The organism is Serratia sp. 2880STDY5682894, from assembly GCF_001537385.1.
Classification (GTDB): Bacteria; Pseudomonadota; Gammaproteobacteria; order Enterobacterales; family Enterobacteriaceae; genus Serratia; species Serratia nevei.
Genome location: NZ_FCJA01000009.1, coordinates 135,944 through 161,018, shown reverse-complemented (window position 1 = coordinate 161,018; position 25,075 = coordinate 135,944). Strand labels below are relative to the sequence as shown.

Annotated in this window: 23 protein-coding genes; 12 read left to right on the top strand and 11 right to left on the bottom strand. The window is 61.3% G+C overall.

Annotation, left to right across the window (positions count from 1 at the left end):
* Positions 1-8: 8 nt before the first annotated feature.
* The 3 genes from tauA to AWX27_RS19645 all read right to left on the bottom strand — a co-directional run bounded on the left by tauA (position 9) and on the right by AWX27_RS19645 (position 2,514).
* Positions 9-1,004, bottom strand: coding sequence for a taurine ABC transporter substrate-binding protein (tauA, locus tag AWX27_RS19655; RefSeq protein ID WP_060424564.1), 996 nt, complete (start codon positions 1,002-1,004; stop codon positions 9-11).
* Between the two features lie 114 nt (positions 1,005-1,118).
* Positions 1,119-1,901: a PhzF family phenazine biosynthesis protein gene (locus AWX27_RS19650; RefSeq protein WP_060424562.1), complete on the bottom strand. Its 783-nt coding sequence runs from the start codon at positions 1,899-1,901 to the stop codon at positions 1,119-1,121.
* 10 nt (positions 1,902-1,911) lie between these two features.
* Positions 1,912-2,514 carry a LysE family translocator gene (locus AWX27_RS19645; protein ID WP_060424559.1) on the bottom strand — a complete coding sequence of 201 codons (603 nt, stop codon included), beginning with the start codon at positions 2,512-2,514 and terminating at the stop codon, positions 1,912-1,914.
* 119 nt (positions 2,515-2,633) lie between these two features.
* Here AWX27_RS19645 and AWX27_RS19640 point away from each other — a divergent pair, with 119 nt between their 5' ends.
* From AWX27_RS19640 to AWX27_RS19630, 3 genes are all read left to right on the top strand, one after another.
* Positions 2,634-3,614: a hydrolase gene (locus tag AWX27_RS19640; protein WP_047729705.1), complete on the top strand. Its 981-nt coding sequence runs from the start codon at positions 2,634-2,636 to the stop codon at positions 3,612-3,614.
* Complete coding sequence (locus AWX27_RS19635) at positions 3,611-3,844, top strand: YheU family protein (RefSeq protein ID WP_004930376.1); 234 nt, start codon at positions 3,611-3,613, stop codon at positions 3,842-3,844. The genes AWX27_RS19640 and AWX27_RS19635 overlap by 4 nt, the downstream gene beginning before the upstream one ends.
* Positions 3,845-3,995: 151 nt before the next feature.
* The gene (locus AWX27_RS19630; RefSeq protein ID WP_033636275.1) at positions 3,996-4,865 is read left to right on the top strand and encodes a phosphoribulokinase; all 870 of its coding nucleotides are present in this window, start codon (positions 3,996-3,998) and stop codon (positions 4,863-4,865) included.
* Between the two features lie 38 nt (positions 4,866-4,903).
* Here the strand turns inward: AWX27_RS19630 and AWX27_RS19625 are convergent, their stop codons facing one another.
* Positions 4,904-5,311 (bottom strand): OsmC family protein, encoded by a 408-nt coding sequence (locus AWX27_RS19625; RefSeq protein WP_004930372.1) that lies wholly within the window; start codon positions 5,309-5,311, stop codon positions 4,904-4,906.
* 382 nt (positions 5,312-5,693) lie between these two features.
* Between AWX27_RS19625 and crp the strand changes: the two genes are divergently transcribed.
* Both crp and AWX27_RS19615 read left to right on the top strand, forming a co-directional pair.
* Entirely contained in the window at positions 5,694-6,326 is a 633-nt protein-coding gene (crp, locus tag AWX27_RS19620) for a cAMP-activated global transcriptional regulator CRP (RefSeq protein ID WP_004090925.1), read from the top strand.
* Positions 6,327-6,376: 50 nt separating this feature from the next.
* Entirely contained in the window at positions 6,377-8,455 is a 2,079-nt protein-coding gene (locus AWX27_RS19615) for a YccS/YhfK family putative transporter (RefSeq protein WP_060424556.1), read from the top strand.
* A gap of 40 nt (positions 8,456-8,495) precedes the next feature.
* Here the strand turns inward: AWX27_RS19615 and AWX27_RS19610 are convergent, their stop codons facing one another.
* From AWX27_RS19610 to ppiA, 6 genes are all read right to left on the bottom strand, one after another.
* On the bottom strand, positions 8,496-9,713 hold the full coding sequence (locus AWX27_RS19610; protein ID WP_060424553.1) for a bifunctional acetylornithine/succinyldiaminopimelate transaminase: 1,218 nt from the start codon (positions 9,711-9,713) through the stop codon (positions 8,496-8,498).
* Positions 9,714-9,844: 131 nt separating this feature from the next.
* Positions 9,845-10,420 carry an aminodeoxychorismate synthase component II gene (locus AWX27_RS19605; protein ID WP_049198366.1) on the bottom strand — a complete coding sequence of 192 codons (576 nt, stop codon included), beginning with the start codon at positions 10,418-10,420 and terminating at the stop codon, positions 9,845-9,847.
* A gap of 72 nt (positions 10,421-10,492) precedes the next feature.
* Positions 10,493-12,019, bottom strand: coding sequence for a helicase HerA-like domain-containing protein (locus AWX27_RS19600; protein ID WP_033649312.1), 1,527 nt, complete (start codon positions 12,017-12,019; stop codon positions 10,493-10,495).
* 151 nt (positions 12,020-12,170) lie between these two features.
* On the bottom strand, positions 12,171-12,896 hold the full coding sequence (gene btsR, locus AWX27_RS19595) for a two-component system response regulator BtsR (RefSeq protein WP_060424551.1): 726 nt from the start codon (positions 12,894-12,896) through the stop codon (positions 12,171-12,173).
* Positions 12,896-14,581, bottom strand: coding sequence for a sensor histidine kinase (locus tag AWX27_RS19590; protein WP_060424549.1), 1,686 nt, complete (start codon positions 14,579-14,581; stop codon positions 12,896-12,898). Before AWX27_RS19590 ends, btsR begins: the two co-directional genes overlap by 1 nt.
* Before the next feature lie 156 nt (positions 14,582-14,737).
* Positions 14,738-15,307 carry a peptidylprolyl isomerase A gene (gene ppiA, locus AWX27_RS19585; RefSeq protein WP_060424547.1) on the bottom strand — a complete coding sequence of 190 codons (570 nt, stop codon included), beginning with the start codon at positions 15,305-15,307 and terminating at the stop codon, positions 14,738-14,740.
* Positions 15,308-15,660: 353 nt separating this feature from the next.
* On the opposite strand from ppiA, the gene AWX27_RS19580 reads away from it, so the two are divergent.
* The 4 genes from AWX27_RS19580 to tsgA all read left to right on the top strand — a co-directional run bounded on the left by AWX27_RS19580 (position 15,661) and on the right by tsgA (position 19,733).
* Complete coding sequence (locus AWX27_RS19580; protein ID WP_038878111.1) at positions 15,661-15,999, top strand: PTS lactose/cellobiose transporter subunit IIA; 339 nt, start codon at positions 15,661-15,663, stop codon at positions 15,997-15,999.
* Complete coding sequence (locus AWX27_RS19575) at positions 15,996-17,303, top strand: 6-phospho-beta-glucosidase (protein WP_060424544.1); 1,308 nt, start codon at positions 15,996-15,998, stop codon at positions 17,301-17,303. The genes AWX27_RS19580 and AWX27_RS19575 overlap by 4 nt, the downstream gene beginning before the upstream one ends.
* Before the next feature lie 73 nt (positions 17,304-17,376).
* Positions 17,377-18,357 (top strand): LacI family DNA-binding transcriptional regulator, encoded by a 981-nt coding sequence (locus AWX27_RS19570; RefSeq protein WP_060424542.1) that lies wholly within the window; start codon positions 17,377-17,379, stop codon positions 18,355-18,357.
* Positions 18,358-18,548: 191 nt separating this feature from the next.
* Positions 18,549-19,733 (top strand): MFS transporter TsgA, encoded by a 1,185-nt coding sequence (gene tsgA / locus AWX27_RS19565; RefSeq protein ID WP_033636290.1) that lies wholly within the window; start codon positions 18,549-18,551, stop codon positions 19,731-19,733.
* A 54-nt stretch (positions 19,734-19,787) separates the two neighbouring features.
* Here tsgA and AWX27_RS19560 read toward each other — a convergent pair whose 3' ends face one another.
* On the bottom strand, positions 19,788-21,056 hold the full coding sequence (locus AWX27_RS19560; RefSeq protein ID WP_369819341.1) for a cytosine deaminase: 1,269 nt from the start codon (positions 21,054-21,056) through the stop codon (positions 19,788-19,790).
* 303 nt (positions 21,057-21,359) lie between these two features.
* Here AWX27_RS19560 and nirB point away from each other — a divergent pair, with 303 nt between their 5' ends.
* From nirB to nirC, 3 genes are read left to right on the top strand one after another with little or no spacing between them, the layout of a single operon-like run.
* Entirely contained in the window at positions 21,360-23,909 is a 2,550-nt protein-coding gene (gene nirB, locus AWX27_RS19550; protein WP_038878127.1) for a nitrite reductase large subunit NirB, read from the top strand.
* Entirely contained in the window at positions 23,906-24,232 is a 327-nt protein-coding gene (gene nirD, locus AWX27_RS19545; RefSeq protein ID WP_038878129.1) for a nitrite reductase small subunit NirD, read from the top strand. Before nirB ends, nirD begins: the two co-directional genes overlap by 4 nt.
* A 16-nt stretch (positions 24,233-24,248) precedes the next feature.
* Complete coding sequence (nirC, locus tag AWX27_RS19540) at positions 24,249-25,049, top strand: nitrite transporter NirC (protein ID WP_060424537.1); 801 nt, start codon at positions 24,249-24,251, stop codon at positions 25,047-25,049.
* Positions 25,050-25,075 lie beyond the last annotated feature (26 nt).

Here is a 25,075-nt window from a genome sequence, read left to right as displayed (position 1 = left end):
CTGCTTCCTTACGACTGCGGCGCAGCCTGCACCTGTTTCACAAAGCGGTCGGTCACGTAAGCGCTGTAGTCGCTGTCGACCTGCGGGATCTTGCCCTGCTGCTTGAGGAATTCGGCGGTATCGCGGATCGCCTTGTCCACTGGCTGGCCGAGCTGGGCAACCTGATCCGCCACCGGCAGATAACGGTTTCCCTTCACCAGCTCCGGCACCTGCGCTTCCGGCACGCCGCTCAGGCGCGCCAGCGTGCTGAGGTGGTTCGGATCTTTCAGCCACTGTTCCGGCGCCGCCAGGTAGGCTTTTTGCGCCTGCAGGGCGCTGGCGGCAAAGGCGGTCACCACGTCGGGATGTTTCTCGGCAAAATCTTTGCGCACCACCCACACGTCCAGCGTCGGCGAGCCCCATTCGCCCACCTGCGCGGAGTCGGTCAACACCTTGCCCTGTTTGGCCAGTTCGTTGACCACCGGCGCCCAGACGTAGGCGCCGTCGATGTCGCCGCGCTGCCAGGCGGCGGCGATGGCCGGCGGCTGCAGATTGAGGATCTTCACCTGCTCAGGCTTGATGCCCCAATGCTTGAGCGAGGCCAGCAGGCTGTAATGGGTGGTGGAGATAAACGGCACCGCAATGCGCTTGCCGATCAGATCCTGCGGGCTTTTGATGTCATTTTTCACCACCAGCGCTTCGGAACTGCCGAGCTGCGAGGCGATGAGGAACACTTCGATGGGGAGTTTCTGGCTGGCGGCCACCGCCAGCGGGCTGGAGCCGATATTGCCGATCTGCACGTCGCCGGAGGCCAACGCACGCAGCACGCTGGAGCCGCTGTCGAACTTACGCCAGTCGACCGTCGCGCCGGACCGTTTGGCGAAGCTGTTTTCCGCCTGCGCCACCTTGGCCGGTTCTGCCGACGTCTGGTACGCCACGGTCACATCCACCGCGTAGGCGCTGGTTGCGCTGAGCGACAGCGCCAACAGCGCCGCGTTGCGTAAGGAAAAGAGTTTGCCCGCCATGTTCCGCTCCGTTGATAAAAATCTGTTCAGTTGCTGACAGTTTTATCTGAGCGATGACGGGCTATAAAAGAATAAAAAAGTCTTCTTTATTACCGTGAGTAATATAAACGCGGGTTACAGCGCGATACTTCCGCGCAGGAACACATGAGCATAGCCGCCGAGCAGCGTGCGATCCCCGTGCAGTTCGCAGAACAGTTCGCCGCCGCGTGCCGAGATCTGCTGCGCATGCAGCTGATGGCGGCCGAGACGCGCCGTCCAGTAAGGCATCAGCGTGCAGTGCGCGGAGCCGGTAACCGGATCTTCACCGCCATCGAGCGTGAAATAGCGCGACACGAAGTCCACGGTGTCACCCGACGCGGTAACGATTACCGCACGCCCGGCCAGCGCGATCAGCGCCGGGATGTCCGGCCGCAGCGCGCGTACCTGCGCCTCGTTTTCCAGCACCACCATCAGCGCTTTCGCCTGCCACACCTCCTGCGGCTGCACGCCCAGCAGCGCCGCGAGGCCCGCCGGTTCAGCCACCTTCTGCGGCGGCCGTGCGGGGAAGTCGAGCACCAGCCGTTCCCCGTCCTGCGCATCGCGCTTGACGAACAGCTCGCCGCCGGCCGAACGGAAGCGGATATCCTGCAGCGCCGGATTGATCGCGCTGAACATCACATGCGCCGCCGCCAGGGTGCCGTGGCCGCAAAGATCGACCTCGCGTTCCGGGGTAAACCAGCGGATAGCGGTCATGTCGCCGTCATCCCAGACAAAGCTGGTTTCCGGCAGGCCGATCTCGTTGGCGATCGCCTGCAGCCGCTCCGCCGGCAGCGGCTGCGTCAGCAGGCAAACTCCGGCCGGGTTGCCGCGCAGCCCTTTGCCGCTAAAGGCAACCACGTGATAATAATTTTCCGCCATCGTTCGCTCCTTAATGCCAGATCAGTAACACACAGGCTGCGGTCAACAACCCCATGGAACCGTTGAAGATAACCCAGGCCTTTTTGCTGCGCAGCAGGCGGCCGATCACGGTGCCGAACGCCAGCCAGATAATGCCGGCGACAATGTTGACCACCAAAATGCCCAGCGCGATCGCCGCAATGGATCCGTTGTACTTATCGCCCGCCAGGCTGAAGCTGGCCACCGCCCCCAGCGCCATCAGCCAGGCTTTCGGGTTGAGGAACTGCAGCAGCCAGCCCTGATACAGCCGCACCGGCTGCGGCGGCGCCACGTCGGTTTCCAGCTTTTCATAGGCGGCGGTGGCGACTTTCCACGCCAGCCACAGCAGGTACAAACTGCCGAGGATTTTCAGGATCAGGTGCAGCGACGGGTAGACCAGGATCAGGCTGCCGACGCCGAAGGCCACCAGCAGCAAAATGCTTTGCATGCCGAGCATGATACCGACCATCAGCCACAGCGATCGCATAAAGCCGAAGTTAGCGCCAGAGGTGGTCAACAGCAGGTTATTGGGGCCAGGCGTGATGGCGGCGACCCACAGGAAGCCCAGCATCGAAAGGAATAAACTCGGTTCCATGGCACGGGTGCTCCTCACCCAAGGCGCTTTTTTGCAGTATCATTGTTAGTTCTTGGTATTGAAGCTAACAGTGCGCTAGGGATCTCACAATAGCCGCCCACAACATTTTTACTCAGCCTATGCCTAACACCTTTCGCCCTCTGACCGGGGCCAGTAACCCGCACCTGCAAACGCTGTTGCCGCGGTTGGTGCGCCGCCGCGTGTTATTGAAACCGCATTGGCAACGGCTGGAATTGCCCGACGGCGATTTCGTCGATCTCGCCTGGAGCGAAGATCCGGCGCAGGCGCGCGACAAACCGCGCGCGGTGCTGTTCCACGGCCTGGAAGGCAGCTTCTACAGCCCCTACGCACATGGCCTGCTCAACGCCTGGCGTGAGCGTGGCTGGCTCGGCGTGGTGATGCACTTTCGCGGCTGCAGCGGCGTGCCCAACCGCAAGCAGCGCATCTACCACTCCGGTGAAACCGAAGATGCACGCTTCTTCCTGCGCTGGCTGCGCGACCGCTACGGCGAGGTGCCAACCGCGGCGGTAGGCGTTTCGCTCGGCGGCAACATGCTGGCCTGCTATCTGGCGCAGCAAGGCGCCGACAGCCTGCTGCAGGCGGCGGTGGTGGTCTCGGCGCCGCTGATGCTGGAGCCCTGTGCCTACCGCATGGAGCAAGGCTTCTCCCGCGTTTATCAGCGCTACCTGCTGGGGCAGCTGAAACAAAACGCCACCCGCAAGCTGTTGCACTACCCGGACACTCTGCCGCTCAAGCTGTCACAGCTGAACGGGTTGCGGCGCATCCGCGAATTCGACGACGCCATTACCTCGCGCATTCACGGCTTTAGCGACGCTATCGACTACTATCGCCGCTGCAGCGCCCTGCCGCTGTTGCCGGCTATTCAGACGCCGCTGCTGATCATCCATGCGAAGGACGATCCCTTCATGACCCATGAGGTGATCCCCGACGTCGCCGGCCTGCCGCGCAATATCGAATATCAACTGACCGAGTACGGCGGCCACGTCGGCTTCGTCGGCGGCACGCTGAAAAAACCGCACATGTGGCTGGAACATCGCATTCCGGCCTGGCTTTCCCCTTATCTGGACATCCCGACGTGATCATTCCCTGGCAAGAACTGGCAACCGACACCCTGAACAGCCTGATCGAATCCTTTGTACTGCGCGAAGGCACCGATTACGGCGAACACGAACGCTCGCTGGAACAGAAGGTGGAAGACGTGCGTCGCCAGCTGAAAAACGGCGAAGTGGTGCTGGTGTGGTCGGAACTGCACGAGAGCGTCAACATCATGCCGCGCGGCCAGTTCCGCGCCGGGCAGGAAGAAATTTAGTGGCGCTCGGTTCTATGACTGACGGAAAAAATCAGGTAACAATGGGGCATTGCAAACCAGCGCGCGCCATTTTTTCCTGAGATAGAGAGCGTCAACAAGAGCCACAATAATCCCCTGACGCCGGCGCATTCAACACGGAGTGACAACCATCATGTCTGCCAAACATCCCGTTATCGCGGTGACCGGTTCCAGCGGCGCCGGCACCACCACCACCAGCGTGGCGTTCCGTAAGATCTTCCAACAGCTCAACATCCGCGCCGCCGAGCTGGAGGGCGACAGCTTCCATCGCTACACCCGGCCGGAAATGGACGCGGCGATCCGCAAGGCGCGCGATCTGGGCAGACACATCAGCTATTTCGGCCCCGAGGCCAACGACTTCGGCCTGCTGCAGCAGAGCTTTATCGACTACGGCAAGAACGGCACCGGGCGCTCACGCAAGTATCTGCACACCTACGACGAAGCGGTGCCCTACAATCAGGTGCCGGGTACCTTCACCCCGTGGGAACCGCTGCCGGCGCCGACTGACGTGCTGTTCTACGAGGGGCTGCACGGCGGCGTGGTCACCGAGCACCATGACGTGGCCAACCACGTCGATCTGCTGGTCGGCGTGGTGCCGATCGTCAACCTGGAGTGGATTCAGAAACTGATCCGCGATACCGGCGAGCGTGGCCACTCTCGCGAAGCGGTGATGGATTCGGTGGTGCGTTCGATGGAAGATTACATCAACTACATCACGCCGCAGTTCTCGCGCACCCACATCAACTTCCAGCGCGTGCCGACGGTGGACACCTCCAACCCGTTCGCCGCCAAGGCGATTCCCTCACTGGACGAAAGCTTCGTGGTGATCCACTTCCGCGGGCTGGATCAGATAGATTTCCCCTATTTGCTGGCGATGCTGCAGGGCTCGTTTATCTCACACATCAATACGTTAGTGGTGCCGGGCGGCAAGATGGGGCTGGCGATGGAGCTGATCATGGCGCCGCTGGTGCAGCGGTTGCTGGAAGGCAAGAAGATCGAATAAATGCGTTGAGCGCGGCGCCGGGCCGCGCTCCGTTTCGATTACGCCGGTTGGCGGATCTCGAAGCTGTGGGTCACCGTGGCAGCCTTGTTGAGCATCAGCGCCACCGAGCAGTACTTCTCCGCCGACAGGTTCACCGCACGCTCGACGATCTTGTCGGTCAGGTCCTGGCCGGTAACGATGAAGTGCAGGTTGATATGGGTGAACAACCGCGGGGCTTCTTCGCGGCGCTCGGAGGTCAGCTTCACCTCGCAGTCGCGCACGTCGTTGCGCCCTTTTTGCAGGATGGACACCACGTCGATCGCGCTGCAGCCGCCCACCGACATCAGCACCATCTCCATCGGGCTGGGCGCTTTATCACCGGCGTTGCCGTCCATCAGCACCTGGTGGCCGGAGGCCGATTCCCCCAAAAACGTTAACCCTTCCACCCATTTAACTCTTGCCTGCATTCTGGTCACTCCGGTTGATTTCTTAAAATCAGAGTACGCTTTCGCATAGAAACAGGCAACGTAACCTGATGCTAATCATGCTGAAGCGAGACAACACGAGACACCCGCCTTACTCTGTGCTACAAACAGAGCCGCAATAAATCTTTCCGGGACACTGAATTTCAGGGAAACGCCCAGAGAAAGGCTCCTTTACCGGTATGTTAACAGAATGTAGCTTGCAGCGCTTACGGCAAGTTAATATGCTAGAGCGACAGCGTATTTTTATGACACGCCTCAAAACTTGCCGGTAGCCCTCGCTCATGACTGCGGCTACAGGCGGGTTTTACAGGGAACTCTGACCCCTGTGACACAAGGCAGCGATAACAACAGAGGATAACAGCGAATGGTTCTCGGCAAACCGCAAACAGACCCTACTCTCGAATGGTTCCTGTCTCATTGCCATATCCACAAATATCCATCGAAGAGTACGCTGATTCACCAAGGTGAAAAGGCCGAAACGCTTTACTACATCGTGAAAGGCTCCGTCGCGGTGCTGATCAAGGATGAAGAAGGTAAAGAGATGATCCTGTCCTACCTCAACCAGGGGGATTTCATCGGCGAGCTCGGATTGTTCGAAGAAGGCCAGGAGCGCAGCGCCTGGGTTCGCGCGAAAACCGCCTGTGAAGTGGCCGAAATTTCCTACAAGAAATTCCGCCAGCTGATCCAGGTGAACCCGGACATCCTGATGCGTCTGTCCGCCCAAATGGCGAGCCGCCTGCAGGTCACCTCCGAAAAAGTGGGCAACCTCGCCTTCCTGGACGTTACCGGCCGCATCGCGCAAACCCTGCTGAATCTGGCGAAGCAACCCGACGCCATGACTCACCCGGACGGCATGCAGATCAAGATCACCCGTCAGGAGATCGGCCAGATCGTCGGCTGCTCGCGTGAAACCGTTGGCCGTATTCTGAAAATGCTGGAAGATCAAAACCTGATTTCCGCCCACGGCAAAACCATTGTCGTCTACGGCACCCGTTAATCCCTGAAAAAACGGCGCAGTCTGCGCCGTTTTTTTGTCTGCTCTCTGCCATGTGGCGCCGCCTGATCTACCACCCGGAAATCAACTACGCACTGCGACAAACGCTGGTGTTGTGCCTGCCGGTGCTGTTCGGCCTGCTGATAGGCCAGCTGCAGCTCGGCCTGATGTTCTCCCTCGTGCCCGCCTGCTGCAATATCGCCGGGCTGGATACGCCGCATAAGCGCTTCTTTAAACGACTGATCGTCGGCGGTTCGCTGTTCGCCTTCAGCAGCGTGCTGCTGCAACAGGCCCTGCTGTGGCACGTGCCGCTGCCGGCGCTGATGCTGGGCCTGGCGCTGCTGCTCGGCGTCACCGGCGAAATCAGCCCGCTGCACGCCCGGCTGTTGCCGGCGGCGCTGGTGGCCGCCATCTTCGCCCTCAGCACGGCCGGCACGGTGCCTATCTGGCAGGCGCCGCTGCTGTACGCGATCGGCACCGCCTGGTATGGCTTATTCACCTGGTTCTGGTTCAAGCTGTGGAAAGAGCAGCCGATGCGCGAGACGCTGAGCCAGCTCTACCTGGAACTGGCGGACTATTTCGAAGCCAAATACTCGCTGCTGACCCAGCACACCGATCCGCAGACCGCGCTGCCGCCGCTGCTGGTGCGCCAGCAAAAGGTGATGGACCTGATCAGCCTGTTGTACCAACAGCTTAATTTCCTGCCGCACGCCAACAATCTCGAGCAAAAGCGCCTGCAGCGCGCCTTTCAGGTGGCGATGGACCTGCAGGAGCACATCACCGTCAGCCTGCATCTGCCGGAAGAGGTGCAAAAACTGGTGGAGCAGAGCCAGGCCGAAGCGATCATTCGCCGCAATGCTCAGGTGATCGCCGGCCGGCTGCGCGTGGTGGCGCACGATATTCTCTATCATCAACATTCGAAGCGCTTCTCCATGACCCACGAGCTGGCGGCGCTGGAAAAAATGGCGGCGCAGCATCCCGATAATCCGGTCGGCCAGTTTTGTTATTACCACTTCAGCCGCATCGCCCGCCTGCTGCGCACCCAGCATCCGCTGTACCGCCGCGACCTGATGCCCGGCCAGCACCGCCTGCCGTTTTGGCCGGCGCTGGTCAGCTATCTGTCGTTCAAATCCACCGCCCTGCGCAACGCCGCGCGGCTGGGCGTAACGCTGGCGGTCGGCAGCAGCCTGGGTGCGGTATTCAACCTGCCGAAGCCTTACTGGATCCTGCTCACCATCATGCTGGTGAGCCAAAACGGGTATAACGCCACCCGGGTGCGTATTCAGCACCGTGCGCTGGGCACGATTGCCGGGCTATTGCTGGCAGCCGGGCTGCTGCAGCTGCAGCTGCCGGAGGGAGAAACGCTGAGCATCATGCTGGTGATCACGCTGCTGGCCTACCTGGTTTCGCGCAAGAACTACGGGCTGTCGGTGATTGGCTTTACGGTCACGGCGGTTTACACCCTGCAGCTGCTGGCGCTGAACGGCTCGCATTTTCTGGTACCGCGCCTGATCGATACGCTGATCGGCTGCGTGCTGGCGTTCGGCGGCACCATTTGGCTGTGGCCGCAGTGGCAAAGCGGGCTGCTGCGCAAGAATGCCCATCAGGCGCTGGAGAACGATCAAGCCGCGCTGCGGCTGATGCTGAAGCAACCGGAACCGGACGCCACCGCGTTGGCCTATACCCGCATGCAGGTCAACCAGGCACACAACGCGCTGTTCACCTCGCTCAATCAGGCGATGCAAGAGCCGGGGTTCGCGTCAAACTATCTGGCGGACATGCGGCTGTGGGTCACTCACAGCCAGTTCATCGTCGAACACCTGAACGCCATGACCATTCTGGCACGCGAGCACTACATGCTGACGCCGAAACTGGCGGAAGAGTATCTGCAGACCTGTGAAATCGCGCTGCAAAGCTGCCAGCAGCGGTTGGAATACGACGGCCCGAGCAGCGGCAACAGCGGCATCATGCAGCCGCCGGATCTGCATCCGGACATGCCCGTTACCGAGATGGAGCGCCATCTGCGGCGCATTTTGTCGCACCTGAGCGTGATGCACACCATTTCGTCGCTGGCCTGGCGCCAGCGCCCGCACCACGGCATCTGGCTCAAGCGCAAACTGCGCGATCAATAAGGGCGCGGCATGCCGCGCCCCGTTATATGCCGCGCGGGCTTCAGGCGTTGATCACATCCTGCACCGCCAGCTCGAACAGCGCCATGCCGGCCTCGATATCCTGCAGCTCCACCACCAGCGCCGGCGCGAAGCGGATCACGTTCGGCCCGGCATTGAGGATCATCAACCCACGCGCGGCGGCGGCGGTGAGGAAGTCGCGCGCCCTGCCGTGATAATGCGGCGTCAGCTCGGCGCCAATCAGCAGCCCCATGCCGCGAATCGCGGTGAAAATACCGTATTTATCGCCGATATGCTGCAAAGCCTGCACATACAGCGCATGACGCTGCTCAATGCCGCTCAGCACCTCCGGCGTATTGATCACGTCCAGCGCCGCCTCCGCCACCGCGCAGGCCAGCGGGTTGCCGCCGTAAGTGGTGCCGTGGGTGCCCACCTGCATCACCGACGCAATGTCTTCGGTGGTCAGCATGGCGCTGACCGGGAAACCGCCGCCCAGCGCCTTGGCGGTGGTGAGAATGTCCGGCGTCACGCCATAATGCATATAGGCGAACAGTTTGCCGCTGCGCCCCATGCCGCTTTGCACTTCGTCGAACACCAGCAGCGCCTGATGTTGGTCGCACAGCTCGCGCACGCCTTTGAGGAAGCCGGCGTCGACCGGCGTAATACCGCCCTCGCCCTGAATCGGCTCCATCACCACCGCGCAGGTGTGGTCGTCCATCACCGCCTTCACCGCCGCCAAATCGTTGAACGGCACGTGCACGATGTCGGCCGGCTTCGGCCCGAACCCGTCGGAGTATTTAGCCTGCCCGCCCACCGACACGGTGAATAGCGTGCGGCCGTGAAACGCGTTATAGAAAGCGATGATTTTAGTTTTGTACGGGCTGTGGCGGGTGATGGCGTAATGGCGCGCCAGTTTGAACGCCGCCTCGTTGGCCTCAGCGCCGGAGTTGGCGAAGAACACCCGATCGGCGAAGGTAGCGTCGATCAGTTTGCTTGCCAGGCGCAGCGCAGGCTCATTGGTGAAGACGTTGCTGGTATGCCACAGGGTTTCGCCCTGGCGTTTGAGCGCCTCGACCAGCGCCGGATGGCAGTGCCCCAGCGCCGTCACCGCGATGCCGCCGGAAAAATCGATGTACTCTTTTCCCTGCTGATCCCAGACCCGGTTGCCTTGGCCGCGCACCGGCACAAACTGGGCAGGCGCATAAACAGGCAGGATCACCTGGTCAAAGGTACTGCGGCTCACTGCGGATTTTTCAGTCATTTTCGGCTCCACCCTGAAAGTTTTTCAGCGCTATCGTAATGTTAGATTGAAAACATAATCACGAAATATGCATAAAAAACCAATCAAGCGCAAACGCAAAACGCCTGACGGGCGAAAAAAACGCACCGGAATTAACGCTTGAGGAAATTATCCAGCAGCTGGTGGCCCTGCTCGCTGAGCACGCTTTCCGGATGGAACTGCACGCCTTCCAGCGCCAAAGTGCGGTGGCGGATGCCCATGATCTCGTCGCGCACGCCGTCGCGCTCGCTCCAGGCGGTCACTTCAAAACAGTCCGGCAGCGTATCGGCTTTCAGCACCAGCGAGTGATAGCGGGTCACGGTCAGCGGATCGCTCAGGCCACGAAACACGCCGACGCCCAGGTGACGAATCGCCGAGGTTTTGCCGTGCATCACCGCGCGGGCGCGCACCACCTCGGCGCCGAACGCCTGCCCCAGCGCCTGGTGCCCCAGGCACACGCCGAGGATCGGCAGCTTGCCGGCGAAATGACGAATGGCGGCCAGCGAGATACCCGCTTCGTTCGGGGTACAGGGGCCAGGGGAAATCACCAGATGCTGCGGCGCCAGCCGCTCGATATCTGCCAGCTGCAGCTCATCGTTGCGCTTCACCAGCACCTCGGCGCCCAATTCGCAGAAGTACTGGTAAAGGTTATAGGTAAAGGAGTCGTAGTTATCGATCAGCAGCAGCATGTTAGGTCCGGCAGAGAAAAATGCCGCCACAGTGTACTGATTTAACCCGCCGCTGCCGACGATAATTTCCGCTTACTTTTTACGGCCGCCGGTGATCGACCCCAGCACGCCGCGCAGGATCTGGCGGCCGAGATCGCGCGCCATGCTTTTGGCGGCGGTCTGGACGATGCCGTCGCGCTTGCCGCCGCGCGGGCCGGTGGAACCGAACAGCAGCTCGTTCAGGCCGTCCATCAGGCCGCCGCCCGCCTGCTGTTGTTGTTGTTGCGCCTGCGGTTGCTGCCCCTGCTGCGGGGTGCCGACGGTGGCGAAGCCGCCCGACGACAGCTTCTCGTAGGCGGATTCGCGGTCGATCATATCCTCATAGCGGCCATACAGCGGCGACTTGTTGATCGCGCTGTTCAGCCCTTCCGCACCGAGCATGCCCATTTTGGATTCCGGCGCGATCACCATCGCCCGCTCCACCACGTTAGGCCGGCCCTTCTCGTCGAGGAATGACACCAGCGCTTCGCCCACGCCCAGCTCGGTGATCGCCGTTTCGGCATCGAAGGCCGGATTGGCGCGCAGGGTTTGCGCCGCCGTCTTCACCGCCTTCTGATCGCGCGGAGTAAAGGCGCGCAGCGCATGCTGTACGCGGTTGCCCAGCTGGCCCAGCACGCTGTCCGGAATGTCCAGCGGGTTCTGGGTGACGAAGTAAATGCCGACGCCTTTGGAGCGGATCAAACGCACCACCTGTTCGATCTTGGTCAACAGCGCCGCCGGCGCATCGTTGAACAGCAGGTGCGCCTCATCGAAGAAGAACACCAGCTTCGGCTGTTCAGGGTCGCCCACTTCCGGCAGGTGCTCAAACAGCTCGGCCAGCAGCCACAGCAGGAACACCGAATACAGCTTCGGCTGATTGATCAGCTTGTCCGCCGCCAGCAGGTTGATCACGCCGTGACCGTTGGCGTCGGTTTTCATCAGATCGTTGATGTCCAGCATCGGCTCGCCGAAGAACTGGTTGGCACCCTGTTCTTCCAGCGTCAGCAACCCGCGCTGGATGGCGCCGATCGACGCGGCAGAGATATTGCCGTACTGAGTCTGGAATTGTTTGGCGTTGTCGCCGACGAACTGCACCATGGCGCGCAGGTCCTTCATGTCCAGCAACAGCAGCGCGTTGTCATCGGCGATCTTGAACACCAGCTGCAGCACGCCGCTTTGCACCTCGTTCAGATCCAACAGGCGCCCCAGCAGCAGCGGCCCGAGATCGGAAATTGTGGCGCGGATCGGGTGGCCCTTTTCGCCGTAAATATCCCACGGGATAATGGTGCAGGCCTGCGGCTGCCAGTCGGTGACGCCGATCGCCGCCAGGCGCGCCTGCAGTTTCTCGGAAGGCACGCCCTCGGCGCCGATGCCGGACAGATCGCCCTTCACGTCGGACAGGAACACCGGCACGCCGATGCGCGAGAACTGTTCGGCCATTTTCTGCAGCGTCACCGTCTTGCCGGTGCCGGTTGCCCCGGTGATCAGCCCGTGGCGGTTGGCCAACGCCGGCAAAATCACCAGATCCTGCTCCGGTTTTCCGTCTTTCATCGCTTTGGCGATAATCCGTGGTTCACTCATTTTCTGTTCCTTTGACGCTGACGCAGCGCGAAACGCGCCTGTTGATGCAATAAAGCTATAAGCGCCGCGTAACCCCGTCAAGGACAAACAAAATGGGCGCCGTCGGGATGCCCATGATGCCTGTCTTTTCAGAATCCCCCTAAGACCTGCGTCACCCCCGCAGCCCCAGTTGCTCTTTCAGCGCCTTCAAATAGCGTCGGCTGACCGGTACAGGATCGCCGGCCGACATGATCATTTCCGCCGAGCCGCCCTCTTCGAAGCGGATCTCGCGCACCTGTTCCAGGTTGACCAGATACTGCCGATGGCAGCGCACCAGCGGCGTACGGCTTTCCAGCGTGCGCAGCGTCAGCTCGGTGAAACACTCCATGCCGTCGCTGCGCACCACGAAGACCCCGCTCAGTTTGGAACGGATCGCCAGCACTTCGTCGAACCGCAGCAGATAGATGCGGCTGTGGCCGGTGCAGGGAATGTATTTCAGGTAACCGGCGCTCTCTTCCAGCGCCGCCACGTCCTGCGGTGCACTGCGCTGCCGCAGGCGTTGCAGCGTCTTGCTCAGCCGCTTCGGCTCCGCCGGCTTCAGCAGATAGTCGAAGGCATGCTCCTCGAACGCCTGCACCGCGTATTCGTCGTAGGCGGTCAGAAACACGATGTGCGGCATGCGGTTGGGATCCAGCATGCCGACCATTTCCAGCCCGCTGATGCGCGGCATCTGGATATCGAGAAACACCACGTCCGGCTGCAGCCGGTGGATCTGGCTGATGGCTTCGATGGCGTTGGCGCATTCGCCGATAATCGCGATCTCCGCCTCGGCCTCCAGCAGATGGCGCAGGTTGTCGCGCGCGGAAGGTTCATCGTCAACAATCAGTGCGTTTAACATCAGGCGGCCCTCTCCATGGGGACATTGAGCGTAATGCGGGTGTAGGCGTCCGGCCGGCAATCCACCTGCACGCCATAGCCTTCGCCGTAGCGCACGCGAATGCGTTTATCCACCAGATTCATCCCCAGCCCGCTGCAGTTCGGTTTCGGCTGGAACAGCCCGGCGTTGTCCGTCACCTGCAGCAGCAGATGCTCGCCTTCGCAGCAGGCGCCGATTTCGATGCGACCCACGCCCAACAGATGCGAGGTGCCATGCTTGATGGCGTTTTCGACGATTGGCTGCAGCGAGAACGCCGGCAGCCGCACCGCCAACAGCGCCTCCGGCAGCGATACCGCGATCTCCAGCCGATCGGCGAAGCGCGCTTTCTCGATCTGCAGGTAGGCCTTCACGTGTTCAATCTCATCCGCCAGGCTGACTTCGTCATCCGAGCGTTTGAGGTTTTTACGAAAGAAGGTCGAGAGGGACTGCACCAGATCGCAGGCGCGCTCGCCATCGCGGCGGATCACCGCCACCAGGGTATTCAAGGCATTGAACAGGAAATGCGGATTGACCTGCGCATGCAGCAGCTTGATCTCCGACTGCGCCAGCAGCTGCTTGTGGCGCTCGTACTGTCCGGCCATGATCTGCGCCGACAACAGGCTGGCGATGCCTTCGCCCAGCGTACGGTTGATGGTGCTGAACAGCTGGCTTTTCGGTTCGTACAGTTTGATGGTGCCGATCACCCGCTGGTTTTCGCCGCGCAGCGGGATCACCAGCGTCGAACCCAGCTTGCAGGCCGGGTTGATCGAGCAGCAATAAGAGAGCTGATTACCGTCGGCGTACACCACCTCGTTGTTGTCGATGGCGCGATGCGAATGCACCGAGGCGATCGGCGTGCCCGGCAGGTGATGATCGTCGCCGATGCCGATAAACGCCAGCAGCTTGTCGCGATCGGTGATCGCCACCGCGCCGATGCCCAGCTCCTGATAGATCACCCGGGCGACCTTCATGCTGTTCTCCTGATCGAACCCCTGCCGCAGGATGCCCTCGGTGCGCTCGGCGATCTTCAGCGCCTTGGAAGAGAAGGCGCTGGTGTATTTTTCGAACATCGCGCGCCTATCCAGCAGGATTTGCATGAACATCGCCGCGCCGACGGTATTGGCGATCATCATCGGCAGCGCGATGTGCTCCACCAGCTGCAACGCTTCGTCGTAGGGGCGCGCCACCGCCAGGATGATCGCCATCTGCAGCACTTCCGCCACCAGCGCCACGCCGCCGACGAACAGCGGATTGAACAGCAGCTCGATGCGCCCCCGGCGCATGGCGATGCTGTGCACGATGCCGCCGACCAGGCCTTCCGACACCGTGGAAATCGCGCAGGCCACATCGGTCATGCCGCCGAGCGTATACCGGTGCAGGCCACCGGTCAGCCCGACCAGAAAGCCCACCGACGGCCCGCCCAGCAGCCCGCCCAGGACCGCGCCTATCGCGCGGGTGTTGGCGATCGAATCCTGAATGTGCAGCCCGAAATAGGTGCCCATGATGCAGAACACCGAGAAGATCACGTAGCACAGCAGCTTGTGCGGCAGGCGGATGGTCACCTGCATCAGCGGGATGAACAGCGGGGTTTTGCTCAGCAGATAGGCGATAACGAGATAGACGCACATCTGCTGCAGCAGCAACAGCACCTGGTTAAATTCATACATGGCAGCAACTCATCCAGAGACAACAAAGGGCGAACGCCGGATTTCCGGTCTGATTATTGTCTGCCGATTAGAGCATGGGGCGCAGGAGAAAACAGTGATGAAGGCAAGGCTTCGGGAGGAAGGAGCGGCCGACCCCGGCGGGATCGGCCAAAAAACTTACGGCAGTACCTTGGCCGACAGAATCACCACCGGTTTGGTCGGCACATTCTGGTAAGGGCCGACGTTGCCGGTCGGCACCTGGGCAATTTTGTCCACCACGTCCATGCCTTTCACCACTTTGCCGAACACCGCGTAGCCGAAGTCACGCTGGCCGTGATCCAGGAAGGCGTTATCCGCCACGTTCAGGAAGAACTGGCTGGTGGCGCTGTCCTTGTCGGCGGTGCGCGCCATCGAGATGGTGCCGCGCAGGTTGCGCAAGCCGTTGTCGGCTTCGTTCTTGATCGGCGCCTTGGTGGATTTTTGCTGCATGTCAGCGGTGAAACCGCCGCCCTGCACCATAAAACCCGGGATCACGCGGTGGAAGATGGTGTTGTTGTAGTACCCGCTGTTCACGTAATCGACGAAGTTCTGGGTGGAAACCGGTGCCTTCTGGCTGTCGAGCGCCAACTCGATATTCCCCGCCGAGGTCGTCAGCATGACGTGGGTCTCACCGGCGGCGAGTGCGGCTGGCGCCACTGCGGTCAGGGAACACAGCGCGACGAAGGTCACTAAAGTACGTTTGAACATTAACGGGTCCTTTCTCTGAGAGACAAACAACGGAAAAGCGCTTTGATTCTAAAGAGCTGTATCGGCAAGTGCCAGCCATTTACCTATATTTACCCAATTACGGGACATATCCTAGGCGGCCCTGAATTTTGCTGCGGAAAGTATGGGCGCAGAAGACTTTTTTGCCAACCGCATCACGCATTTTTTGCCCCGCGCCACCCTGGGTCGGTTTTTGCGATCTGCCTCCCAGTTTGCACACGCATTGTCGTTACTCTATTTAAATGAGAGCGCTCTCATTATAAAAAGAACGGATACTGAAGCATCCCACGGCGGCGTCGCCGCGCAACCCCTGGAGAAATGACGTGAGTGAATTGATGACTGAAGTCAGCCCCGAGTTTGAAAGCACCATCATGGAACTGCTGGTGTTCTCCGGCAGCGCGCGCAGCAATGCGTTGATGGCGCTGCGGCAAGCGCGCGCCGGCGACTTCGCCGCCGCGGCCAAGCACATGGCCGAATCCAAAGAATGGGTGAAGAAGGCGCACCTGATCCAGACCGAGCTGATCGGCCTGGACGAAGGCTGCGGCAAGCTGGCGATCAACCTGATCACCGTGCATGCGCAGGACCATCTGATGAACGCCATGGTGATCCAGGATCTGGCCGACGACATGATCGAGCTCTATCGCCGTCAGTCGCAGACGGAGGGCCGCCCATGAGCACGCTCAAAATCGCCGTGATCGGCGGCGGCAGCAGCTACACCCCCGAACTGGTGGACGGGCTGATCCAGCGCATCGAGGAGCTGCCGGTCACCGAACTGGCACTGGTGGACGTCGAACCGGGCCGGCAAAAAGTGGAAACCATCGCCGCCCTGACCCGCCGCATGCTGGCGCGCCACGGGCTGGAGCAGGTGAAGGTCAGCGTGCACTTCGCGCTGGACGACGCCATTCGCGACGCCGCTTTCGTGCTGACCCAGTTCCGCGTCGGGCAACTGCCGGCACGCGCCGCCGATGAACGGCTGGGCCTGAAATATCAGCTGCTCGGCCAGGAGACCACCGGCGTCGGCGGCTTCGCCAAAGCGCTGCGCACCATCCCGGTGATGCTGGATATCGCTCGCCGGGTGGAAAAGCTGGCACCCGACGCCTGGATCATCAACTTCACCAACCCGGCCGGCATCGTCACCGAGGCGGTGTCTCGCTTTACCAAAGCGAAGATCATCGGCCTGTGCAACGTGCCGATCAGCATGCATCACATGATCGCCAACATGCTGCAGGCGCCTTACGCCGACGTACAGCTGCAGTTCGCCGGCCTGAACCACATGGTCTGGGTGCATCAGGTCACGCACCTGGGGCGCGACGTCACCGCCAAGGTGATCGACATGCTGTGCGACGGTGCGGCGCTGACCATGAACAACATCAAGGAAGAGCCCTGGCAGCCGGACTTCCTGCGCGCGCTCGGCGCGATCCCCTGCCCGTACCACCGCTATTTTTACCAGACCCGCGAGATGCTGGCGGAAGAGATGGCCGCCGCCGGCGAGCGCGGTACCCGCGCCGAGCAGGTGATGCAGGTAGAAAAAGAGCTGTTCGAGCTGTATGCCGATCCGCAGTTAAACACGAAACCGGAGCAGCTCAGCTTCCGCGGCGGTTCTTTCTATTCCGAAGTTGCGCTGGAGCTGATTCGTGCTATCCATAATAATCTCGGCACGCAATTAGTGGTCAACACCGCAAACCGCGGCGCAATCCATGGCCTGCCGGACGATGCTGTGATAGAAATCAACTGTATCGTCGATGCTCAGGGCGCACACCCGCTGACCTTCGGCCCGCTGCCGGAGCCGATGCAGGCCCTGACGCAGCAGGTGAAAGCCTACGAACGTCTAACCATCGAAGCCGCGGTGCACGGCGATCGCCGCAGCGGGTTGCTGGCGCTGATCGCCAACCCGTTAGTGGGCAACGCCAACCTGGCGCAGCCGCTGCTGGACGAGGTGTTGACGATAAACGCGCCGTATTTGCCGCAGTTCAGGTAAGCGGCTATACGCAGCCAGACAGGGGTTCGGCGCGCCGAACCCATTTTTTTAGCCGTAATTCAGGAGTGGGACGATGGTGACACTGGAAGATGTCGCGGCGCTGGCGGGCGTTTCGCGCGCCACCGTATCGCGCGTGGTGAACGGCGACAGCAACGTCAAGGCGCCGACCCGCGAGAAGGTTGAACGCGCCGTCGCCCAGCTCGATTATACCCCCAACCCGGCGGCCCGCGCGCTCGCCTCCAGCCACAGCAATACCCTCGGACTGGTCACCACGTCGTACCGCGGCGGCTTCTTCGGCGCGCTGATGGACTTCGTGCAGACCGAGGCCGAATCCCACGGCAAACAGCTGCTGGTGACCCAGGGCCGCAACAGCGCCGAAAACGAATGGCAGGCGATACAGCGGCTATTTAGCCTGCGCTGCGACGGCGTGATCCTGCACGTGCGTTTTCTCAGCGACGATCGGCTGCGCCAATTGGCGGCGGAACAACGTGATTTCGTGTTGCTCGATCGTCTGGTACCGGGGCTGGAAGCCCGCTGTGTCACCTTCGATCACCCGCTCGCCAGCCGCATGGCGACGCAGCAACTGCTCGATGCCGGGCACCGGCGCATCGCCTGCATCAGCGGCCCTCGTGAGCGCCCGTCGAGCCGCCTGCGGCTGCAGGGGTTTGAAGAGGCAATGCAGGCGGCGAATATCGAACCGGTGGCCTGCCTGGAGGGCGTCTACGATCTGGAAAGCGGTTACCGCTGCGCCGATCGACTGCTGCAGCAAGCCTCGCGGCCCAGCGCCATCTACTGCTGCAACGAAGAGATGGCGATCGGCGCGCTGCTGGCGATCAACGAGCACCGCCTGCGGGTACCGCAAGATATCTCCTTGATCTGCTACGACAGCGGCGAACGCGCGCCTTTCGTGCGCCCGGCGTTGAGCAGCGTCCATTTTCCCATCAGCGAGATGGCCCAATACGCGGCGCGCAGGCTGATCGACCCCGCCACCCCGTCGCACCGGTTTGAGCCGACGATAGTCAACCGTGATTCCATTGTGACGGTACGCAAATAGATCACAATAATGCGCATCACCCCTTCATGGATTACATCAAAAAATCGACAGCCATCACAAAAAATCCCGTTGTCTGTGCTAGGATCCGCCCCCTGGTGGCCTGATCGGGACTTTTTTCTGCGTTTGCCAGGAAAAGCCAGCGGCCTTATGCCAGCTTTAAAACCTCTAACAGACATATTCAGGCCTATACAATGAATGACAGTAACCGCATACGGCTTACCTGGATCAGCTTCTTTTCGTACGCGCTGACCGGTGCTTTAGTGATCGTCACAGGGATGGTGATGGGAAACATTGCAGAGTACTTTAACCTGCCGGTTTCCAGCATGAGTAACACCTTTACTTTCCTCAACGCCGGTATTTTGATTTCGATCTTCCTCAATGCCTGGCTGATGGAAATCATCCCGCTGAAGCGTCAGCTGATCTTCGGCTTTGTCCTGATGGTGCTGGCAGTCGCAGGGCTGATGCTCGGCAAGAGCCTGACCATGTTCTCGCTGTGCATGTTTATCCTCGGCGTGGTTAGCGGTATCACCATGTCGATAGGCACCTTCCTGATCACGCACATGTATGCCGGCCGCCAGCGCGGTTCACGCCTGTTGTTCACCGACTCCTTCTTCAGCATGGCCGGGATGATCTTCCCGATCGTCGCTGCGATGCTGCTGGCCCGCCACATCGGCTGGTACTGGGTTTATGCCTGCATCGGCCTGCTGTACGTGGGGATCTTCGTGCTGACCCTGTGCTCCGAATTCCCGGTGCTGGGCAAGAAAGGTGCCGACGCCGGTCAGCCGGTCGAGAAAGAAAAATGGGGCATTGGCGTGCTGTTCCTGTCGATCGCCGCGCTGTGCTACATCCTCGGCCAGCTGGGCTTCATTCAGTGGGTGCCTGAGTACGCCACCAAATCGTTCAACATGGACATTGGCCAGGCCGGTAAGCTGGTGAGCGACTTCTGGACCTCTTACATGGTCGGCATGTGGGTGTTCAGCTTCATCCTGCGCTTCTTCGATCTGCAGCGCATCGTTACCGTGCTGGCCGCACTGGCTACCGGCGCGATGTACCTGTTCGTCAGCACCGACAACCCGGAGCACCTGGGCTACTACATCATGGCCTTGGGCTTCGTTTCCAGCGCCATCTACACCACGCTGATCACCCTCGGCTCGCTGCAGACCAAGGTCTCCTCGCCGAAGCTGGTCAACTTTATCCTGACCTGCGGCACCATCGGCACCATGCTGACCTTCGTGGTCACCGGCCCGATCGTGGCGAAAGGCGGCGCGCACGCAGCGCTGACCACCGCCAACGGCCTGTACCTGGCGGTGTTCGTGATGTGTCTGCTGCTGGGCTTCGTGACCAAGCACCGCAGCCACGGTCACGTGACGCACTGATTTCTTTTTATTAAATGCACCAAGGGCGCCCGCAAGGCGCCCTTTTTTTGCGCCTTAGCGCCGAAAATCCACCGTCTCATCCTGCTGCAAATGCAGCGTGGTTTCCGCCGGCCGCGTTTCGGCGATCACCGCTCCCTGGCGAATCGAATAACGCACCGGCGTCTGGCGGCGCACCGCGTCGAAGCCGCTTTCCGCCGGCAGAATCACCAGGTTGGCGCTGTTGCCGGCCGCCAGGCCGTAGTCGCTCAGGTTAAGGGTCCGCGCGCTGTGGTGGGTGATCAGCTTCAGCCCATCGTCGATCTGGCCATAGCCCATCAGCTGGCACACGTGCAGCCCCATATGCAGCACCTGCAGCATGTTGGCGGTGCCGAGCGGATACCAGGGATCGAACACGTCGTCATGGCCGAAGCAGACGTTGATCTCTGCCTCCAGCATCTCCTTCACCCGCGTCACGCCGCGCCGTTTCGGGTAGCTGTCGAAACGCCCCTGCAGGTGAATATTCACCAGCGGGTTGGCGACGAAGTTGATGCCGGACATTTTCAGCAGGCGGAACAGCCGCGAGGCGTAAGCGCCGTTGTAAGAGTGCATCGCCGTGGTGTGGCTGGCGGTGACTTTCGCCCCCATCTCCAGCTTCAGCGCCAGCGCCGCCACGGTCTCGACGAAGCGCGATTGCTCGTCGTCGATTTCATCGCAGTGCACGTCCACCAGCCGATCGTATTTTTGCGCCAGCGCGAACGCCTTATGCAGCGACTCCACGCCGTATTCGCGGGTGAATTCGAAGTGCGGAATGGCACCCACCACGTCGGCCCCCAGCCGCAGCGCCTCTTCAAGCAGCGCTTCGCCATTAGGATAGGAAAGGATCCCCTCCTGCGGGAAGGCGACGATCTGCAGCGTCACCCAGGGCGCCACCTCCTGCTTCACCTCCAGCATGACACGCAGCGCGGTCAGCGTGGGATCGGAAACGTCGACGTGGGTGCGCACATACTGCACGCCGTTGGCGATCTGCCACTTGAGCGTTTGCCAGGCGCGCTGTTTGACGTCTTCATGGGTCAGCAACGCTTTACGTTCGGCCCAGCGCTCAATGCCCTCGAACAGCGTGCCGGACTGGTTCCAGGCCGGCTGACCGGCGGTTTGCGTGGTATCCAGGTGGATATGCGGTTCGACGAACGCCGGCAACGCCAGCCCGCCCTGCGCATCCAACACGTCGCTGCGCCACTCCTGCCCTTCCGGCTGCGGCACCAGATGCGCGATGCGCCCCTGTTCGATCGCCAGTTGCCACAACCCTTCATGCCCGCTTAAACGCAGGTTGTCGATAAACTTCAATGGACGTTTCGCCACCCTTCACCTCTGCCGTTGCGCTGGTTTTCTTCATCATACTGGCAGCGGATCGCGCTGACAAAGTCGCCGTTGCCTACCTACCCCCTGCGTTTACTCCCTGCGGGGTAATTTGCATGCAAACTGACTCGCTTCAGCTAAAGGTGAATAAAATCCGCAACTTATCAAAAAACGTGAAAAATCATCCATATACCACGTTAGAGGTATATAAGGGTGTGATTGATTTGCATCAATAAATTGCCCATCGGGAGAGATAAGGTAAGCCTAGGAAACCAGAATTTTGAGGCAATAATGAGCAGAGTCAAACTTGCCGTCGTCGGCAATGGCATGGTCGGCCACCGGTTCATCGAAGATCTGTTGGATAAAGCAGACAAAGACCAGTTCGAAATCACCGTATTTTGCGAAGAGCCACGCATCGCTTACGATCGCGTGCACCTTTCCTCCTACTTCTCGCACCACACCGCCGAAGAGCTGTCGCTGGTGCGCGAAGGCTTTTACGAAAAACACGGCGTGAAGGTGCTGGTCGGCGAGCGCGCCATCACCATCAATCGCGACGAGAAGGTGATCCACTCCAACACCGGCCGCACCGTCTATTACGACAAGCTGATCATGGCCACCGGCTCCTATCCGTGGATCCCGCCGATTAAAGGCTCGGATAGCCAGGACTGCTTCGTTTACCGCACCATCGAAGACCTGAACGCCATCGAAGCCTGCGCGCGCCGCAGCAAACGCGGTGCGGTAGTCGGCGGCGGACTGTTGGGGCTGGAAGCCGCCGGCGCGCTGAAAAGCCTGGGGGTGGAAACGCACGTGATCGAGTTCGCTCCGGTGCTGATGGCCGAACAGCTCGACCCGATGGGTGGTGACCAGCTGCGCCGCAAGATCGAGCGCATGGGCGTCAAGGTACACACCGGCAAAAATACCCAGGAGATCGTCAACGGCGGCGGCACGGCGCGCAAAACCATGCATTTCGCCGACGGTAGCCTGCTGGAAGTGGATTTCATCGTGTTCTCCACCGGCATCCGCGCCCAGGACAAGCTGGCGCGTCAGTGCGGGCTGGAGATTGGCCGCCGCGGCGGCATCGCCATCAACGACAGCTGCCAGACGTCGGATCCGGACGTGTACGCCATCGGTGAGTGCGCCGCCTGGCGCGATCGCACCTTCGGCCTGGTGGCGCCGGGGTACAAAATGGCGCAGGTGGCCGTCGATCACCTGCTGGGCCGCGAAAACGGCTTCCAGGGCGCCGACATGAGCGCCAAGCTGAAGCTGCTGGGCGTAGACGTCGGCGGCATCGGCGATGCCCACGGCCGCACCGAGGGCGCCCGCAGCTACGTTTATCTGGATGAAAGCAAAGAAGTCTACAAACGCATCGTGGTCAGCGCCGACAATAAAACCCTGCTCGGCGCGGTGCTGGTGGGCGACACCAGCGATTATGGCAACCTGCTGCAGCTGGCGTTGAACGGCATCGAACTGCCGGAAAACCCGGACGGCCTGATCCTGCCGGCCCATGCGGGCAGCAAACCGGCCATCGGCGTGGATTCGCTGCCGGAAAGCGCGCAGATCTGCTCCTGCTTCGACGTCAGCAAAGGCGACATTATCCAGGCGGTCAACAAAGGCTGCCACACCGTAGCGGCGCTGAAGGCCGAAACCAAGGCCGGCACCGGCTGCGGCGGCTGCATCCCGCTGCTCACCCAGGTGCTGAACGCCGAGCTGAGCAAGCAAGGCATCGAGGTCAACCACCACCTGTGCGAACACTTCGCCTATTCGCGCCAGGAGCTGTTCCACCTGATCCGCGTCGAAGGCATCAAGTCGTTCGAGGCGCTGCTGGCCAAATACGGCAAAGGCTACGGCTGCGAAGTGTGTAAACCCACCGTCGGCTCGTTGCTGGCTTCTTGCTGGAACGAATACATCCTCAAGCCGCAGCATACGCCGCTGCAGGATACCAACGACAACTTCCTCGGCAATATCCAGAAAGACGGCACCTACTCGGTGATCCCACGCTCCGCCGGCGGCGAAATCACCCCGGACGGCCTGCTGGCCATTGGCCAGATCGCCAAGGAGTACAATCTCTACACCAAAATGACCGGCTCGCAGCGCATCGGCATGTTCGGCGCGCAGAAAGACGATCTGCCGGCCATCTGGCGCAAGCTGCTCGCCGCCGGCTTTGAAACCGGCCACGCTTACGCCAAGGCGCTGCGCATGGCGAAAACCTGCGTCGGCAGCACCTGGTGCCGCTACGGCGTCGGCGACAGCGTCGGCTTCGGCGTCACGCTGGAGCATCGCTACAAAGGCATCCGCACCCCGCACAAAATGAAGTTCGGCGTCTCGGGCTGTACCCGTGAATGCGCCGAGGCGCAGGGCAAGGACGTCGGCATCATCGCCACCGAGAACGGCTGGAACCTGTACGTCTGCGGCAACGGCGGCATGAAACCGCGCCACGCCGACCTGCTGGCCGCCGACCTCGATCGCGAGACGCTGGTGCGCTATCTCGACCGCTTCATGATGTTCTATATCCGCACCGCCGATAAACTGCAGCGCACCTCGGTGTGGCTGGAAAGCCTGGAAGGCGGTATCGACTACCTGCGCAAGGTGATCATCGACGACAAGCTCGGCATCAACGACCAACTGGAAGCGGAGATCGCCCGCCTGCGCGACGCGGTGATTTGCGAGTGGAAAGAGACCGTCGAGCATCCGGAAACGCAGCTGCGCTTCGCCCACTTCATCAACAGCCCGCTGCGCGATCCGAATGTGCAGGTGGTGGCCGAACGCGACCAGCACCGCCCTGCGCGCCCGGACGAGCGCATTCCCGTCACCCTGATCGATACCGAGGAGAGCCACGCATGAGCCAGTGGATTACCGTTTGTCCCGTCGCCGACATTCTGCCCGGCACCGGCGTGTGCGCCCTGATCGGCGATCGGCAGGTGGCGGTGTTCCGCCCCTATGCCGACGAGCAGGTGTTCGCCATCAGCAATATCGACCCGTTCGCCCAGGCCAGCGTGCTGTCGCGCGGCCTCATCGCCGAGCATCAGGGCGAGCTGTGGGTCGCCAGCCCGCTGAAGAAACAACATTTCCGCCTGTACGACGGCCACTGTCTGGAAGACGACAGCCGTTCCGTCGCCAGCTTCACCAGCCGGGTGGTCGACGGCATCGTACAAGTCGCGGCATAACCTTTCGGGAGGCAACATGTTTACCGACACGATCAATAAATGCGCCGCCAACGCGGCGCGCATCGTCCGACTGGCGAAGGAGAGCCCGCTCGGCTTCTGGATCAGCTCGGCGATGGCCGGCGCCTACGTCGGTCTCGGCATCATCCTGATCTTCACCCTCGGCAACCTGGTCGACCCAAGCGTGCGACCGCTGGTGATGGGCGCCACCTTCGGCATCGCGCTGACGCTGGTGATCATCGCCGGTTCCGAGCTGTTCACCGGCCATACGATGTTCCTGACGCTCGGCGTCAAGGCCGGCACCATCCGCCAAACCCAGATGTGGGCGGTGCTGCCGCAAACCTGGCTCGGCAACCTGCTCGGCTCGGTGCTGGTGGCGCTGATGTATTACTACGGCGGCGGCAGCCTGCTGCCGGTGGATACCAGCCTGGTGCACAGCGCCGCGCTGGCGAAAACCACCGCGCCGGCCGAAGTCCTGTTCTTCAAGGGGGTGCTGTGCAACTGGCTGGTTTGCCTGGCGATTTGGATGGCGATCCGCGTAGAAGGCGCCGCCAAGTTCATCGCCATTTGGTGGTGCCTGCTGGCCTTTATCGCCTCGGGTTACGAACACTCCGTCGCCAACATGACGCTGTTCGCCCTCTCCTGGTTCGGCAACCACAGCGAGGCCTATACCCTCACCGGCATCGGCCACAACCTGCTGTGGGTGACGCTGGGCAATATCCTGTCCGGCTCGGTGCTGATGGGCCTGGGGTATTGGTACGCCACGCCGCGCGCCGAACGCCCGCAGGCGGCGAAAGCCGCCGCACGTCAGACCGCCTGAGTTTTCGGGGGCGCATTTCGCCCCCA

Coding starts and splice junctions, on each gene's coding strand:
- tauA (WP_060424564.1), bottom strand. CDS start 1,004: ATGGCGGGCAAACTCTTTTCCTTACGCAACGCGGCGCTGTTGGCGCTG.
- AWX27_RS19650 (WP_060424562.1), bottom strand. CDS start 1,901: ATGGCGGAAAATTATTATCACGTGGTTGCCTTTAGCGGCAAAGGGCTG.
- AWX27_RS19645 (WP_060424559.1), bottom strand. CDS start 2,514: ATGGAACCGAGTTTATTCCTTTCGATGCTGGGCTTCCTGTGGGTCGCC.
- AWX27_RS19640 (WP_047729705.1), top strand. CDS start 2,634: ATGCCTAACACCTTTCGCCCTCTGACCGGGGCCAGTAACCCGCACCTG.
- AWX27_RS19630 (WP_033636275.1), top strand. CDS start 3,996: ATGTCTGCCAAACATCCCGTTATCGCGGTGACCGGTTCCAGCGGCGCC.
- AWX27_RS19625 (WP_004930372.1), bottom strand. CDS start 5,311: ATGCAGGCAAGAGTTAAATGGGTGGAAGGGTTAACGTTTTTGGGGGAA.
- crp (WP_004090925.1), top strand. CDS start 5,694: ATGGTTCTCGGCAAACCGCAAACAGACCCTACTCTCGAATGGTTCCTG.
- AWX27_RS19615 (WP_060424556.1), top strand. CDS start 6,377: ATGTGGCGCCGCCTGATCTACCACCCGGAAATCAACTACGCACTGCGA.
- AWX27_RS19610 (WP_060424553.1), bottom strand. CDS start 9,713: ATGACTGAAAAATCCGCAGTGAGCCGCAGTACCTTTGACCAGGTGATC.
- AWX27_RS19605 (WP_049198366.1), bottom strand. CDS start 10,420: ATGCTGCTGCTGATCGATAACTACGACTCCTTTACCTATAACCTTTAC.
- AWX27_RS19600 (WP_033649312.1), bottom strand. CDS start 12,019: ATGAGTGAACCACGGATTATCGCCAAAGCGATGAAAGACGGAAAACCG.
- btsR (WP_060424551.1), bottom strand. CDS start 12,896: ATGTTAAACGCACTGATTGTTGACGATGAACCTTCCGCGCGCGACAAC.
- AWX27_RS19590 (WP_060424549.1), bottom strand. CDS start 14,581: ATGTATGAATTTAACCAGGTGCTGTTGCTGCTGCAGCAGATGTGCGTC.
- ppiA (WP_060424547.1), bottom strand. CDS start 15,307: ATGTTCAAACGTACTTTAGTGACCTTCGTCGCGCTGTGTTCCCTGACC.
- AWX27_RS19580 (WP_038878111.1), top strand. CDS start 15,661: ATGACTGAAGTCAGCCCCGAGTTTGAAAGCACCATCATGGAACTGCTG.
- AWX27_RS19575 (WP_060424544.1), top strand. CDS start 15,996: ATGAGCACGCTCAAAATCGCCGTGATCGGCGGCGGCAGCAGCTACACC.
- AWX27_RS19570 (WP_060424542.1), top strand. CDS start 17,377: ATGGTGACACTGGAAGATGTCGCGGCGCTGGCGGGCGTTTCGCGCGCC.
- tsgA (WP_033636290.1), top strand. CDS start 18,549: ATGAATGACAGTAACCGCATACGGCTTACCTGGATCAGCTTCTTTTCG.
- nirB (WP_038878127.1), top strand. CDS start 21,360: ATGAGCAGAGTCAAACTTGCCGTCGTCGGCAATGGCATGGTCGGCCAC.
- nirD (WP_038878129.1), top strand. CDS start 23,906: ATGAGCCAGTGGATTACCGTTTGTCCCGTCGCCGACATTCTGCCCGGC.
- nirC (WP_060424537.1), top strand. CDS start 24,249: ATGTTTACCGACACGATCAATAAATGCGCCGCCAACGCGGCGCGCATC.